Here is a 13,831-nt window from a genome sequence, read left to right on the forward strand (position 1 = left end):
GCGGAGGCGTCTGTACCTGTTCTTTTCAAATGGGATGTCGATAATGGGATCGTTACCTGACTTTCCGGGAGCCACGTCATGACTGGAAGCGACGCTTCGTCGTCACGCCCCGACCTCACGCAGGGCATCGCGCTCGACGATCTCGCCGACGGCGCGATGATCGAGGGCCATGTCGGCGATACCGCGGTGCTGCTCGTGCGCCGCGCCGACGAACTGTTTGCCGTGGGCGCGCAGTGCCCGCATTACGGCGCGCCATTGGCCGACGGCCTGCTGGAGGGCGACACGATCCACTGCCCATGGCATCACGCGGCGTTCTGCCTGCGCACGGGCGCGCTGCTGCGCGCACCGGCGCTCGACGGGCTCCCGTGCTGGCGCGTCGAACGCCGCGACGGCCGTGCCGTCGTGCTCGATGCGCGGCCGGCCGCCGCGCCTCCCGCGCTGAATGCGGCCGGGCTGCCTGCGTCGGTGGTGATCGTCGGCGGCGGCGCCGCTGCGATCGCGGCCGCCGTGACGCTGCGGCAGGCGGGTTATCCGCATCCCGTCACGATGCTCACCGCCGATGCCGATCCGCCGTACGACCGGCCGAACCTGTCGAAAGACTATCTCGCCGGCACGGCCGATGCCGACTGGCTGCCGCTGCGTGCGCCGTCGTTCTATACCGACCACCGGATCGACGTGCGGTGCGGCACGCGTGTCGCGCGGATCGACCCCGCGCGGCAGGCGGTCGAACTGGCCGACGGCAGCCGTGTCGGGTACGGCGCGCTGCTGCTGGCAACGGGCGCCGAGCCGAACCGGCTGAGCGTGCCGGGCGCGGATCTGCCGCACGTGTGCGTGCTGCGCTCGCGTGCCGATTGCGACGCGCTGATCGCCAAGCTGAAAACGGCCCGCCGCTGCGTGGTAGTCGGCGCGAGCTTCATCGGGCTCGAAGCGGCCGCCGCGTTGCGCACGCGCGGGCTCGACGTGCAGGTCGTCGCGCCCGATGCGCATCCGATGGCACGCGTGCTTGGCGAAGCGCTCGGCGACACGATCAAGGCCCTGCACGAATCGCACGGCGTCGTGTTCCATCTCGGCGCGACGCCGGCGCGGATCACGCCGGACAGCGTGACGCTGTCGACCGGCGACGTGCTGCCGGCCGACGTCGTGTTGGTCGGCATCGGCGTGCACCCGAACGTCGCGCTCGCGCAGGACGCGGGGCTGGCCGTCGAGCGCGGCGTGACGGTCGACCGCTTCCTTCAGACGAGTGTGCCCGGCATCTACGCGGCCGGCGACATCGCGCGCTGGCCCGATCCGCTGACGGGCGAGCGCATTCGCGTCGAGCACTGGGTCGTCGCCGAGCGGCAGGGCATCGTCGCGGCGCGCAACATGCTTGGCCATCAGCGCCCGTTCGACGCGGTGCCGTTCTTCTGGAGCCAGCATTACGACCTGACGATCAACTACGTCGGGCATGCGGAGCAATGGGATCGCGTCGAGATCGACGGCGACCTCGGCGCGCACGACTGCGCGATCGCGTACTGGCGCGGCGACACGCGGCTCGCGGTCGCGACGATCGGCCGCGATCTCGACAGCCTGAAGGCGGAAGCGGCATTCGAGCGGCAGATTGCAGCCGCATGACAGCCGCGTGACGACATGATTCGAACCCGGAGGCAAGATGAGTCCTGAAATCCGTGCACGTTTCGAAACCGAGTTTGCGCCGCGCATCGCGGCGCGCGTGCTCGGCCTGTATCAGCCTGGTGACGTGCGCGTGGAAGTCGTGCCGCACGACGGGCAGGGGAGCCCGACCTGTGTGGACGTGATCGGCCTCACGTCGACGGTCGGGCTGCCGAACCGGCTGAACGCGCGGCTCGCGTGGCGCGACGACGCGATCGATGCATTGCTGGCCGAGCCCGACCGCAGCCGCTTCGACCGCTATCTCGCGGCGCTGCCGGTCACGATCGAACGCTGGCAGATGGAATTGCCGGTCGACTTCAGCTCACGGACCCAGCACGACCGCGAAATCCTGATCGGCGATCTCGATTTCGATGCGTGAAACGCACGGCGCGATGCCCGCCGGCGACGCGGCGACGAACCGCGCGACGTTAGCGGTCGCGTGTCTTGACGATCACGCGGCCCTGGTCGATGCCGCCGCGCAGCGCTTCGTCGCACGTGAGCCATTCGGGCGTGACGAGTTCGGGCGCGGGCAGGTCGACCGGCGCGCCGTCGCGGAAGATCAGCACCTGCGCGACCCACGCGCCGTTCGCGTTGCGCGTCGCCTCGACGCGAATCTCGTGATCCATGAAGGTATCGGTGGCTTGCATCGGTCGGGGCCCTCCGTCGTGCGTGAACGCGGTGCGTCGATCGTAGCAGCATGGCGCGCGCCGTGCACCGGAAACGAAACGGAATTTGCGTGCGATTCGGTCTACGAACCGACGAGTGAGACGGGAGCGAACCTGTGGCCTTCGACCTGACCTTTTCGATCAAGGTGTTCGCGGCGCTGTTCGCGATCATGAACCCGATCGCGAACATCCCGGTGTTCCTGTCGCTGACGGAAGGCGCGGCGGACGGCGTGCGCCGCAAGGTCGCGCTGACGGCCGCGATCGGCGTAACGGTCGGCTGCATCGTGTCGGCCGTCGCGGGCGGCGCGATCCTGCACGTATTCGGCCTGACGATCGACGATTTCCGTCTCGCGGGCGGGCTGCTGGTGCTGCTGATCGCGCTGTCGATGCTGCACGGCGCGCCGAGCCGCCAGCATTCGCCGGGCGAGGACGAAGGCGCCGACCCGGCGGCGGCCGAGAGCGTCGCGATCTATCCGCTGACGATCCCGCTGCTCGTCGGCCCCGGCACGATCGCGACGATGATCGTGCTCGGGCACAGCGCGTTCTCGACCGGACAGGAACTCGCGTTCGCGCTCGGGCTCGCCGCGTTTCTCGTGCTGCTGGCCGTTTCGTTGCTGTCCGCGCCGCTGATCGGGCATTACCTGTCGCCGCGCGTGACGGCGGTGACCCAGCGCCTGATGGGGATGATCCTCGCGGCGATCGCGATGCAGATGATCGTCGCGAGCCTGAAGGCCGCGTTCGGGTTGCCGCATTGAATGCAATGCCGCGCCACGGCGAGCCGTGCGGCAGTTCGAGCACGGGCGTTACGACGGACGCCGAATCCCGCGTGCGACACGCTGCAGCAGTGCGTCGAGCACGTTGATCTCGACGGGTTTCACGAGGTGCGCGTCGAAGCCCGCGCGTTCGGTGCGTGCGAGGTCGGACGCACGCGCGTGGCCGGACAGCGCGACGCAGGTCGTGTCGCGCAGCGCGTCGATTGCGCGCAGTTCGTGCAGCAGCGTGAAGCCGTCGACGTCGGGCATCGTCAGGTCGAGGATCATCAGTTGCGGTGCGTAGTCGCGGGCGAGCGCCAGCGCATCACCTGCGTTGTACGCGACGCGCGGCGCATGCCCCTTCACCTTGAGCAGCACGGCGAGCGTGTCGGCCGAGTCGCGGTTGTCGTCGACGATCACGATGCGCAGCGGCGTGGTGTCCGATGGCACGTGCGCCGCCGGCTCGCGCGCGCCGGCCTGCTCCGCACGTCCCGTCCGTGCGATCGGCAGCCGCACCGTGAACGTCGCGCCGTGCCCGGGCCCGCCGCTTTCCGCGGAAATCCGCCCGCCGTGCAGTTCGACGAACGTCCGGCAGATCGCGAGCCCGAGCCCGAAGCCGCCGGTCGGCGGGCCGCCTGACGCGCCTCGCTGCTCGAACAGGTCGAAGATCGTTTCGAGCGCGCCGTGCGCGATGCCGACGCCGTGATCGGTGACGCGGATGGCGACCACCGGCCCTTCCACCCGTGCGCCCACGTCGATCCGCCCGCCGTGCGGCGAGAACTTCGACGCGTTGTCGAGCAGGTTGTGCAGCACCTGGACGAGCCGTGCATCGTCGCCGTGCAGCAGCACGGGATCGGCCGGCAGGTCGACGTGGAGGTGCTGCCCGCGCGCGGCCAGCTTCGGCTGGATGCTTTCGACGCCGCGGCACACGATGTCGCGCACGGCGACGGGGCGATCGTTCAACTCGACCTTGCCGGCCGTGATGCGGCCGACGTCGAGCAGATCGTCGACGAGCCGTGTCAGTTGCCCGACCTGGCGATGCACGGCGTCGCGGCATTGCGCGAGCACGGGTGCCGGATCGGGCAGGCTCTGCAGCACGCCGACCGAATGGCGCAGCGGCGAGAGATGGTTGCGCAGCTCGTGCGCGAGCATCGCGATGAACACGCTGAGCCGGTGCGTGGACGCTTCGAGTTCCTCGAGCCGCTTGCGCTCGGTCATGTCCCGCGTGATCTTGATGAAGCCGCACAGCTGGTTCACGTTATCGTGCACGGGGGCGATCGTCACGCTCGCCCAGAACTGCGAGCCGTCCTTGCGCACGCGCCAGCCTTCATCCACGAAGTGGCCCCGCGCGGCCGCCTCGTCGAGCCCGTGCGACGGCCGGCCGGCCGCGATCGCATCGGGCGGATAGAAGCACGAGAAGTGATGGCCGACGATCTCGGCCGCGCGATAGCCCTTGATGCGCTCGGCACCCGCGTTCCACGTCGCGACATTGCCGTGCGGATCGAGCATGAACACCGCGTAGTCGGTAATCGAGCCGACGACCGTCTGAAAACGGAACTCGGCGAAGCGATGCACCAGGTCGCGCGCATCGGGTAAACCGGGCGGCGGATGGGAGCGAGGGGAGTCGTCGTCTTTCTTCATCGTGTGGCAGGTCGAAGACGGGCAGGCAAACGCTGCCCGGCCGCCGCCGGGCGCGCCGGCGGTGGCCACATCAAACGGATTGGCACCCCGGAAAGCATAAGGGAACTCAATTCGGCTGATCAATGGGCGCGCATCGCCCGTGCCGTCCGCGATCCCCGGCGAGCGCATCCGTTCTAGGTGCGCGATGCGGCATGCCGATTGCACGCGCCTCCCGTCCGCGTGCCGTGCCGCGGCCGCCCGGCCACACGTAGCGGCAAGCAGCGGCACGCCAGCAAGGAGGTCGACATGAACAGCACGCTGAACCCCGACAACGAACCGGCCGGCCCGGACGACGACAACGCCCGTCGCGGCCGCGACGGCCGCGCGCTGGGGCCGAGCGACTCGTCCGACAGCGGCAGCGACACGGCCGGCGCGCGGCGCTATCCGTTCGACATCGATTCGCCGCTCGACGCGCATGCGCTCGAACGCGGCGATGCCTCGCTCGACAGCGATACGGACCGCGCGGGTACCGGCGAGCGCGCGTCGGCGGATGGCGATTCGACGCTCGAAGAAGGTGCCGATATCGAGCCGGATCGCACCGAGCGGCTGAGCGGGCCGGATCGCGAAGACGCATCCGGGGACCCGGACGACCCGGACGATCCGGACGCCGGCGGCGGGCCATGACGCCCGGCACGCAAAAACTGCAATCGCATTGCAGATTGGCGCGCCCGGCAGCGGATCGACGGCGCGATGCGCATCCGTCGTGCGCCGGCAACGATATCGGCACGCGGCTTGCGTTCGAGCCGGCCGGCATGCGCCGAGTCGCGACCCGGCATGGGGCCATGCGCGGCGCAGGCGCGAACAAGGAGAGACACGATGCAACGACGATATCCCGGACGGCACGGCGAGCGCGGCATCCCGGACGACCCGGCACGATGGCCGGACGAAGACCATGAAGCGGCGCGCCGTCGCTCGGTGAGCGAGAGCGTCGGCGCGGAAGACTGGGGTAGCGAATGGACCGAGCGCGCCGCGCGGCCGGCGGACCAGCGGCGCGGCATGTCCGACCCGGACCGGCAGGGCGGTGAGCGCCCGCCCGCATGGGAAGCCGAACGCGGCTACCGCGAACCGGGCCGCCGTGCGGAGGGCAGTGAAGGCCCGTACGGCGGCGACCGTCCGGAATTCCGCGGTCATTTCCGGATGGGCCGGTACGGCGGCGAGCACGACCGTGGCGACCCGCGAGACGCCTCGCGCTACGGCAGCGACGCCGACCGCGACGCGCTGCGCCATCGTCGCGGGCCGAAAGGCTATACGCGTTCGGACGAGCGCATCCGCGAGGACGTGTGCGAGCGGCTCGCGCATGCGCTCGACATCGACGTGAGCGACGTCACCGTGCAGGTGCAGGACGGCTGCGTCGTGCTGGACGGCACGGTGCCGTCACGCTGGATGAAGCACGACATCGAGGATCTGGCCGACGGCTGCATGGGCGTGCGCGACGTCGAGAATCGCGTGCGCGTGCACCGCGACGGCGAACACGATACGGGCATGGTGCTGCATCCCGACCAGCGGACCGTCACGCCGACGCTGCCGGCCGCGCGCGATCCCGAACCCGGCACCGTCGAACGCGACCGCGAGCGCAAGCCGCATCATTGACCGGCCGTGCACGAAACGGCGCGGCCGCGGGCGGCCTGTGCATGACGACAGCCCGCGCGGCCCGACGCGGGTGCGCGCTCCGGTATCGATCGGTTCACGCGCGGCCGGGTCGCGCACCGTGCGACGGCGTGGCAGCGCGACGGGCCGCGTTTACGGGGGCGTCGCGTTCGACGGGCTGGTCGTATCGCTCGTGCCGGTTGCGCCGGATGCATTCGCGGACCCGGCGGCGTTCGTCGCGGCGCCGCCGTTCGCCGCATTGCGTTCATGCTCGGGCAGCAGCGCGAGACGGTTGTACAGCGTCTTCAGGCTGATGCCGAGCGCTTTCGCGGTGCGCGGCTTGTCGCCGTTGAAATGCCGCAGCGACGCGACGATGAAACGCTGCTGCGTATGCGCGAGGGTCGTGCCGAAATGCAGCGTCATCGCGTTGTGGCGCACGTCGTCGCGCGGCAGCAGCCGGCGCGGCAACTGCAGGTCGATCTGCTCGTCGGCGAGGATGAAGGCGCGCTCGAGCGCATTGCGCAACTCGCGCACGTTGCCGGGCCACGAATACGCGCGCAGCGCCTTCATCGCCTGCATCGACAGCCGCTTGCGCGTGCGGTGCCGCGCATTCAGCCGCTCGACGATCTGCAGCGCGATGTCGTCGACGTCGTCCTCGCGCTGCCTGAGCGCGGGCACGTGCAGCGCGACCGGCGCGATCCGGTAGAACAGGTCCTCGCGCAGCCGGCCGCTGCGCACGGCCTCGACGGGATCGTGATGGGTGGCCGCGACGATACGCACGTCGAGCGGAATCGGCTCGTGACCGCCGACGCGGACGATCGTGTTCGATTCGAGCGTGCGCAGCAGCTTGACCTGCAGTTCGGCTGGCATCTCGGCGATTTCGTCGAGAAATAGCGTGCCGCCGCGAGCGGCTTCGAACATGCCGACATGCTGGGCGATCGCACCGGTGAAGCTGCCTTTCTCGTGCCCGAACAACTGCGACTCCGCGATATCGGGCGGGATCGCGCCGCAGTTCACGGGGACGAATGGCCCGCGCCGGCGCGGGCTCAAGTCGTGCAACAGCCGCGCGACGATGTCCTTGCCCGCGCCGCTTTCTCCGACGATCAATACGCTGATGCGCGTCGCGGCCACGCGCGACACCTTCATCAACAGGGTCTGGATCGAACGCGAGCGTCCGGACAGACGCTTGCCGTCATCGACGGATTTCGACATGACGTGATATCGAATGGGGAAGATTTGACCGACTATGACCCAGGCACATGAAAAAACGACACGTTATGCGCCGTTATTCATGCGCAAAGCATACGTGTTATGTCGCCGCGGCCGCATTGAATCTCGCAATGCATGCCGCGCGGGCGGATAGATTTATTCGATGAAGGGCCGATGCGCGACGTCGCTCTTCTATACTGCTAAGCGATTCCTTCGTCATGGCAGCATGGCCTGCCAGTTCATTCGCTGCAGCGTGGAATGCATTGCCTCGTGCCTGGCGGCGTGCGATGCGCTGCACATCTGTCGCGATGTCCGGTCGACACTTGCACCGGCTCGCATCACGAGGAGCTTCGATGCCCTACGTCCTGATCGTCGAAGACGATGCCGATACGCGCACGATGCTGGCGACGCTCGCGCGCACGCAGCAACTCGCCTGCGATACCGCCGCGACGCTGGAGGAAGCACGCGCGCTCGTGTCGACGCATACCCCCGATCTCGTGCTGTGCGATCTCGTGCTGCCCGACGGCAACGGGATGGACCTGTTCGACGCATTGCCCAAGCGCGCGCATTGCGAGATGGTGCTGACCACCGGCCATGCGAGCCTCGAAACCGCGATCGACGCATTGCGGCGCGGTGCGACCGACTATCTGGTGAAGCCGCTGAACATGCAGCGGCTCAACAGCATCTTCGCGCGCGTGCCGCGCACGACCGCGCTGCACGAGGAAATCGCGGAGCTGCGCTCGGAACTGCAGCGCCTCGGCCGTTTCGGCCGCATGCTCGGCAGCTCGCCCGCGATGCAGGCCGTCTACGATGCGATCGGGCGCGTCGCGCGCACCGAAGCGTCGGTGTTGCTCACCGGCGAATCGGGCACCGGCAAGGAGCTCGCCGCGCAGACCGTGCACGACCTGAGCCTGCGCCGCCGCGGCCCGTTCCTCGCGGTGAACTGCGGTGCGATTGCCGCGAACCTCGTCGAGAGCGAGATGTTCGGCCACGACCGCGGCAGCTTTACCGGCGCGGAGCGCCAGCACAAGGGCTTCTTCGAACGCGCGGACGGCGGCACGCTGTTTCTCGACGAGATCACCGAGATGCCGCTCGAATCGCAGGTGAAGCTGCTGCGCGTGCTCGAGACGGGGCGCCTCACGCGGCTCGGCTCGACGCGCGAGATCGACGTCGACGTGCGCATCGTCGCCGCGACGAACCGCGATCCGGAGGCCGCGATGGCCGACGGCAAGCTGCGGCCCGACCTGTTTCACCGGATCAACGTGTTTCCGATTCCGCTGCCGTCGCTGCGCGAGCGCGGCGACGACATCCCGATGCTCGCCGATGCGTTCCTGCAGCACTACAACGAGGAAAGCGGCCGCAACCTGCGCTTTGCGCCGGCGGCGCGCGAGGCGCTGAAGACCTACGAATGGCCCGGCAATGTACGCGAACTGCGCAACTTCGTGCAGCGCGCGAGCATCTTTACCGACGCCGACGTGATCGACACGCTGCCGCCGCCGATCATGGAGGAACTGTCCAGCATGGTCGATTCGCACGAGGATCGCGTGACGGTGCCGTTCGGCACGCCGCTCGAGGAAGTCGACCGCAAGCTGATCCTCGGCACGATCGCGCAGTGCGGCGGCGTGAAGGCGCAGGCGGCCGAAGTGCTCGACGTCAGCCTGAAAACGATCTACAACCGGCTCGCGCAACTGGAAGACGAAACGGAGAAGCCGGACTCCTGATGCCGTCGCGATCACACTCGTGCTCCCGTTTCCGCATCACGCGTGCGCAACCGGCGACGGCATCGCCGGGATGCGGCGAGACGAGCCCGCGCGCCGGCTTGGCCGTCGCGTGAATCATCCCGTGGCGGGCGGCTGCGCGGCCGGTTCCGGCCGGCCGTCGCGCGTCGTGCCGGTCGGCGGTGTCCGGGGTCGCGGCCGTCGGCCGGCCCCGCAGGAGCGTGTCCGATGATCGATCTTCCCCGGCGGCAGGCCGGAAACTACGCGACGGCCGCGATGCTGGTCGCGATCGCGACCGTGCTGCAGGTGCTCGCGATCCGCTTCGGCGGCGTGAACCTGCCGTTCGTGATGTACTACCCGCTGCTCGCAGGCGCCGCGTGGGCGACGTCGTTCCTGTTCGGGATCGTGTCGACCGTCGTCAGCGGGCTGCTCGTGTGGACCCTGTTCCTGTCCGATCCGGCTGCCTATCCGGCGCCGCTGCCCGAGCGGCTCGTGCAGCTCGGCACCTTCATCCTGATCGGTGCGCTCGTTTGCGCGATCGCGTCGATGTTGCGACAGACACGGATCACGAACGATCGCGCGCGCCGACACGAGGCGGCTTTACGCCGGCAGCTCGAAGCCGTGCTGAGCGCGCTGCCGCACGGCGTGATCGCGGTCGACACGAAAGGGCGGCTGACCTATATCAACGCGGCGGCGGCCGAACTCGCCGGCTGCCGGCCTGGCGACGCGGCGGGGCGGCCGGTGCGCGACGTGCTGCGGATCGTCGATCGTGACGGCCGCCGCGTGCAGACGACGCCGCTCGATCGCGCGCTCGATGGCGCGGACGCGGTGTCCGACCGGCACTGGCTGCAGCGTGACGGCACCGGCGATCCGGTGCCGATCGTCGAGGTTGCCGCGCCGCTCGGCGATCCGGACGGCAACCTCGACGGCGCGGTGCTGCTGCTGCGCGATGCCGGCGCGGATCGCGCACGCGTCGACGCGTCGCGCTTGCAACGCGCGGTGGTCGACGCTTTGCCCGACGCAATCGTCGGCATCGACGCGAACGGCCGCATTGCCAGCTGGAATCCGGCCGCGCAGCGAATCTTCGGTTACGACGAGGCCGACGCGCGCGGCCGCATGTTCGACTCGCTGATCGCCATGCGCTGGTTGCGGCGCAATCCGCTGGCCGAATCCTTCGAAGCGATGCGCGACCCGGTCGGGCCGCTCGAACTGCTGTGCGTGCGGCGCGACGGCCGGCGTTTTCGCGCGACCGTGTCGGCGTGCCCGGTACGCGGCGAGGCACGCGAATGCGTCGCGCTGTCGCTGACGCTGCGCGAAACCGGTGCGCAGCGCCGGCGCGACCTCCGCGCGCAGCGCTCGCTGCGGGGGGCGCGCGACGCACGCGACCAGGCCGATACGTCGAACCGGCTGAAGGACGAGCTGCTGGCGACGGTATCGCACGAGTTGCGCACGCCGCTGAACGTGATCTATGGCTGGGTCGAGGTGCTGCGCAATTCCGGCGACCAGGCGCTGCAGAACCAGGCGATCGATGCCATCGACCGCAGCGCGCGTTCGCTCACGCGGATGGTCGGCGACATTCTCGATGCGTCGTCGCTCGCGACCGGCAAGCTGCGCCTCGACGCGACGCCGGTCGACATCGTGCGGCTGTTCTCCGATTCGGTCGGCGCGTTCCAGACGGCCGCGTCATTGGCCGGCATCGAGCTCGAATTCGATTGCGAGACCTCGTCGTGCATCGTGTCGGGTGACGCCGAGCGATTGCGGCAGATGTTGTCGAACCTCATCTCGAACGCGCTGAAGTTCACGCCGGACGGCGGCAACGTGACGGTCGGGCTCGCGCGCGACAACGCGCGGGTGATCCTGACCGTGACCGATACGGGGCAGGGTGTCGCGCAGGAGTTCCTGCCGTACGTCTTCGACATGTTTCGCCGCGCGGACGATTCGCCTGCGTCGTCGCGACGCGGCCTCGGTCTCGGCCTGTCGATCGTGCGGCATATTGCCGAGCTGCATGGCGGCCGCGTGACCGTCGTGAGTGCGGGCCGCAATCGCGGCACGACCTTCACGGTGACGCTGCCGGCCGGCTGGCAGCCGGTCGGCGCGATGGCGTGGGGGCTCGCGCAGGCGGGCGGGCAGCGCGAGCCGCTCGTGCTCGATGCGCAGCGGATCCTGATCGTCGACGACGATGCGACGACGCGGGCGAGCCTCACGGCCGCGCTGACCACGTTCGGCGCGTCGGTCGCGATCGCGTCGTCGGGCCGCGAGGCGCTCGCGGTCGCCGCCGACTTGCGGCCGACCGTCGTGCTGTCCGATCTCGCGATGCCGGACGGCGACGGCTTCTGGCTGCTCGATGCGTTGCGGCACGGGGCGATGAACGGCGACAGTGGGCCGCCCGACGTTTGCGTGCTCGCGGTCACCGCGCATGCCGGCCTCGCCGACCAGCGCCGTGCGCTGGAGGCCGGATTCGACGGCTATTTGTGCAAGCCGGTCGACGTGCGCGAACTGGTGCACAAGATCGCGCACGCGACGAAGCGAGACGACTGACGCGCGGGCCGCGGTTGCTTGACGTCGAGGGCGCCGGTAGTCACGACCCTCTCGCACGGATGTGAAACGGGAAAGATGTCGCTGCCGTCGACGAACCCGCGTTTTATCTCGCAGTCCTCCATTGAGTATTTACGTCGCGTCGCGCGAGTAGGCCACGGCATCGTGGTCGATCTCGCGCTTCGCAGATTGCTTCGCGACGTCCGCAACTTGAATCCTCCGCCCGCCCGCGTCCACACCGCCGGCTCCCCGCAACCGCGATACGTGTTCACTGATCGACGCGCTTCCTCGCCGGGCGATGCCCCCGAGGTCCGGCCCGCGCAAACGGGCCGCCGTGACTGCCTGTCGGCAAGCGGCATACCCGCACCGCTGCCGGGGGGGAACCGCCGGCCGTCATGCCGAAAAAATTACAACGCATTGGATGAAAGCGCGTCCGGCCGGCGATTGCCGCCAGCACCGGGCGGCGCGGCCGCGGCACGCGGTTTGCGCCCGTGATGTCCGCCCGCCGGCCGTGCCGGCTCGACGAAAGGAGGTCACGATGAAGGTATTCCAGCTGCAAGCCCGCTCCCTGCACATCCGCCGCCATCGCGCGAAGCGTGTCGGCATGGCGATCGCGATCGTCGCGGCGACCGCCTGCGTCACGGCCGTGCCGAACGTGTTCGCCGCCGGCGACGACAGCGCCGCGTCGTCGTCCACATCGTCGACGTCATCCACGTCGTCGCATTCGACGGCCGGCAGGAAGATCCGCGACGCGACGATCACGACCAAGGTGAAGGCCGAGCTCGTCGGCACGAGCGGCCTGTCGTCCGGCGACATCCACGTGAAGACGCGGCACGGCATCGTGATGCTCACCGGCAGCGTGCCCGACGAACAGCAGCGCACGCAGGCCGTCGGCGTCGTGAAGCAGGTGGACGGCGTGCAGGACGTGCGCGACCAGCTGACCATCCGGGCCAAGTAACGTTGCCGCAACAGGAGTTCCGTCATGAACTGCATGCTCAAACCGGTCGGCGAGCAGACGATCGTGATCACCGGCGCGACGAGCGGCATCGGCCTCGTCACCGCGCGCAAGGCCGCACGGCGCGGCGCGAAGCTCGTGCTGTTCGCGCGCAACGAGGGCGCGCTGAATACGTTGTGCGAGGAAATCAGGCAGCACGGCGGCCTCGCGGTGCCGGTCGCCGGCGACGTCGCGAACCTCGAGGACCTGCAGCGTGCGGCCGCGAAGGCGGCGGACACCTACGGCGGCTTCGACACCTGGGTCAACAACGCGGGCGTGTCGATCTTCGGCACGGCGGCCGCGGTGCCGCTCGAGGACCAGCGTCGCCTGTTCGAGACCAACTACTGGGGCGTCGTGCACGGCTCGCTCGTCGCGGCGGACCACTTCCGCCGCAAGCGCGATTTCCACGGTGGCGCGATCGTCAACATGGGCAGCGAGGCATCCGATGCGCCGGTGCCGCTGCAAAGCGCGTACGTCGCGTCGAAGCACGCGGTGAAGGGTTTCACCGATTCGCTGCGGCTCGAGATGGAATCGGACCACCTGCCGGTGTCGGTCACGCTGATCAAGCCGGCCGCGATCGACACGATGTTCGTGATGCACGCGAAGAACTACATGAACGTCGAGCCGAGGCTGCCGCCGCCGATCTACGACCCCGACCTCGTGGCCGACGCGATCCTGTTCGCGGCCGCCCATCCGCGCCGCACGCTGTTCGTCGGCGGTGCCGCGAAATTCACGTCGGCGAGCGCGTACCACGCGCCGCGCCTGTTCGATCGCGTCGCGGCCACGTTGTTCTCGCGCGGCCAGCGCACGGTGCGGCCCGCGCGCCCGCGCGACGACAACGCGCTGTACGACTCGCGTCATGCGCTGCACGAGCGCGAAGGGATGGACGGCCCCGTGCTGCGCAGCTGCGCATACAACACGGTGGTGCAGCGGCCGAAGATGGCCGGCGCGGTCGCGCTCGGCGCGGCGGCGCTCGTGTTCGCCGCGCTCGCGCGTGCGCGCCGCGGGTCCGCGTGATGCCGTTTCCGTTCACTCGATCAAGGA

At 69.4% G+C, this 13,831-nt stretch carries 12 protein-coding genes; 9 read left to right on the top strand and 3 right to left on the bottom strand.

The window, feature by feature from the left end; all coding sequences use genetic code 11:
• Positions 1 to 78 precede the first annotated feature (78 nt).
• Together ABIC51_RS30030 and ABIC51_RS30035 are read left to right on the top strand one after the other, a co-directional pair.
• The gene (locus ABIC51_RS30030; protein ID WP_226129023.1) at positions 79 to 1,611 is read left to right on the top strand and encodes an FAD-dependent oxidoreductase; all 1,533 of its coding nucleotides are present in this window, start codon (positions 79 to 81) and stop codon (positions 1,609 to 1,611) included.
• A gap of 37 nt (positions 1,612 to 1,648) precedes the next feature.
• A complete protein-coding gene (locus ABIC51_RS30035) occupies positions 1,649 to 2,026 on the top strand; it encodes a DUF5594 family protein (RefSeq protein ID WP_226129021.1) in 378 nt (125 codons plus the stop codon).
• Positions 2,027 to 2,075: 49 nt separating this feature from the next.
• Here the strand turns inward: ABIC51_RS30035 and ABIC51_RS30040 are convergent, their stop codons facing one another.
• The gene (locus ABIC51_RS30040) at positions 2,076 to 2,294 is read right to left on the bottom strand and encodes a DUF6566 family protein (RefSeq protein ID WP_226129019.1); all 219 of its coding nucleotides are present in this window, start codon (positions 2,292 to 2,294) and stop codon (positions 2,076 to 2,078) included.
• Positions 2,295 to 2,428: 134 nt separating this feature from the next.
• On the opposite strand from ABIC51_RS30040, the gene ABIC51_RS30045 reads away from it, so the two are divergent.
• Positions 2,429 to 3,067 (top strand): MarC family protein, encoded by a 639-nt coding sequence (locus ABIC51_RS30045; RefSeq protein WP_027792504.1) that lies wholly within the window; start codon positions 2,429 to 2,431, stop codon positions 3,065 to 3,067.
• A gap of 48 nt (positions 3,068 to 3,115) precedes the next feature.
• Here ABIC51_RS30045 and ABIC51_RS30050 read toward each other — a convergent pair whose 3' ends face one another.
• Positions 3,116 to 4,705, bottom strand: a complete 1,590-nt coding sequence (locus ABIC51_RS30050) for a PAS domain-containing hybrid sensor histidine kinase/response regulator (RefSeq protein ID WP_354006746.1) — start codon at positions 4,703 to 4,705, stop codon at positions 3,116 to 3,118.
• 285 nt (positions 4,706 to 4,990) lie between these two features.
• Here ABIC51_RS30050 and ABIC51_RS30055 point away from each other — a divergent pair, with 285 nt between their 5' ends.
• Both ABIC51_RS30055 and ABIC51_RS30060 read left to right on the top strand, forming a co-directional pair.
• A complete protein-coding gene (locus tag ABIC51_RS30055; RefSeq protein WP_222212378.1) occupies positions 4,991 to 5,368 on the top strand; it encodes a chemotaxis protein in 378 nt (125 codons plus the stop codon).
• 192 nt (positions 5,369 to 5,560) lie between these two features.
• On the top strand, positions 5,561 to 6,334 hold the full coding sequence (locus ABIC51_RS30060; protein ID WP_354006747.1) for a BON domain-containing protein: 774 nt from the start codon (positions 5,561 to 5,563) through the stop codon (positions 6,332 to 6,334).
• Between the two features lie 150 nt (positions 6,335 to 6,484).
• On the opposite strand, the gene ABIC51_RS30065 is transcribed toward ABIC51_RS30060, so the two are convergent.
• Complete coding sequence (locus ABIC51_RS30065) at positions 6,485 to 7,543, bottom strand: sigma-54 interaction domain-containing protein (protein ID WP_354006748.1); 1,059 nt, start codon at positions 7,541 to 7,543, stop codon at positions 6,485 to 6,487.
• Positions 7,544 to 7,893: 350 nt separating this feature from the next.
• On the opposite strand from ABIC51_RS30065, the gene ABIC51_RS30070 reads away from it, so the two are divergent.
• The 4 genes from ABIC51_RS30070 to ABIC51_RS30085 all read left to right on the top strand — a co-directional run bounded on the left by ABIC51_RS30070 (position 7,894) and on the right by ABIC51_RS30085 (position 13,804).
• Positions 7,894 to 9,261: a sigma-54-dependent transcriptional regulator gene (locus tag ABIC51_RS30070; protein WP_027792509.1), complete on the top strand. Its 1,368-nt coding sequence runs from the start codon at positions 7,894 to 7,896 to the stop codon at positions 9,259 to 9,261.
• Positions 9,262 to 9,486: 225 nt separating this feature from the next.
• Positions 9,487 to 11,796, top strand: a complete 2,310-nt coding sequence (locus tag ABIC51_RS30075; protein ID WP_354006749.1) for a hybrid sensor histidine kinase/response regulator — start codon at positions 9,487 to 9,489, stop codon at positions 11,794 to 11,796.
• Between the two features lie 535 nt (positions 11,797 to 12,331).
• Positions 12,332 to 12,751 (top strand): BON domain-containing protein, encoded by a 420-nt coding sequence (locus tag ABIC51_RS30080; RefSeq protein ID WP_175862197.1) that lies wholly within the window; start codon positions 12,332 to 12,334, stop codon positions 12,749 to 12,751.
• A 24-nt stretch (positions 12,752 to 12,775) separates the two neighbouring features.
• Complete coding sequence (locus ABIC51_RS30085; protein WP_175862198.1) at positions 12,776 to 13,804, top strand: SDR family oxidoreductase; 1,029 nt, start codon at positions 12,776 to 12,778, stop codon at positions 13,802 to 13,804.
• The last annotated feature ends 27 nt before the right edge of the window (positions 13,805 to 13,831 follow it).

It is taken from the genome of Burkholderia sp. 572 (assembly GCF_040545135.1).
GTDB lineage: Bacteria > Pseudomonadota > Gammaproteobacteria > Burkholderiales > Burkholderiaceae > Burkholderia > Burkholderia cepacia.

What these genes read in the sequence shown, in the direction of transcription:
- ABIC51_RS30050 (WP_354006746.1), bottom strand. Translation starts at nt 4,705, where the DNA reads ATGAAGAAAGACGACGACTCCCCTCGCTCCCATCCGCCGCCCGGTTTA.
- ABIC51_RS30085 (WP_175862198.1), top strand. Translation starts at nt 12,776, where the DNA reads ATGAACTGCATGCTCAAACCGGTCGGCGAGCAGACGATCGTGATCACC.
- ABIC51_RS30075 (WP_354006749.1), top strand. Translation starts at nt 9,487, where the DNA reads ATGATCGATCTTCCCCGGCGGCAGGCCGGAAACTACGCGACGGCCGCG.
- ABIC51_RS30040 (WP_226129019.1), bottom strand. Translation starts at nt 2,294, where the DNA reads ATGCAAGCCACCGATACCTTCATGGATCACGAGATTCGCGTCGAGGCG.
- ABIC51_RS30035 (WP_226129021.1), top strand. Translation starts at nt 1,649, where the DNA reads ATGAGTCCTGAAATCCGTGCACGTTTCGAAACCGAGTTTGCGCCGCGC.
- ABIC51_RS30055 (WP_222212378.1), top strand. Translation starts at nt 4,991, where the DNA reads ATGAACAGCACGCTGAACCCCGACAACGAACCGGCCGGCCCGGACGAC.
- ABIC51_RS30060 (WP_354006747.1), top strand. Translation starts at nt 5,561, where the DNA reads ATGCAACGACGATATCCCGGACGGCACGGCGAGCGCGGCATCCCGGAC.
- ABIC51_RS30030 (WP_226129023.1), top strand. Translation starts at nt 79, where the DNA reads ATGACTGGAAGCGACGCTTCGTCGTCACGCCCCGACCTCACGCAGGGC.
- ABIC51_RS30080 (WP_175862197.1), top strand. Translation starts at nt 12,332, where the DNA reads ATGAAGGTATTCCAGCTGCAAGCCCGCTCCCTGCACATCCGCCGCCAT.
- ABIC51_RS30070 (WP_027792509.1), top strand. Translation starts at nt 7,894, where the DNA reads ATGCCCTACGTCCTGATCGTCGAAGACGATGCCGATACGCGCACGATG.
- ABIC51_RS30065 (WP_354006748.1), bottom strand. Translation starts at nt 7,543, where the DNA reads ATGTCGAAATCCGTCGATGACGGCAAGCGTCTGTCCGGACGCTCGCGT.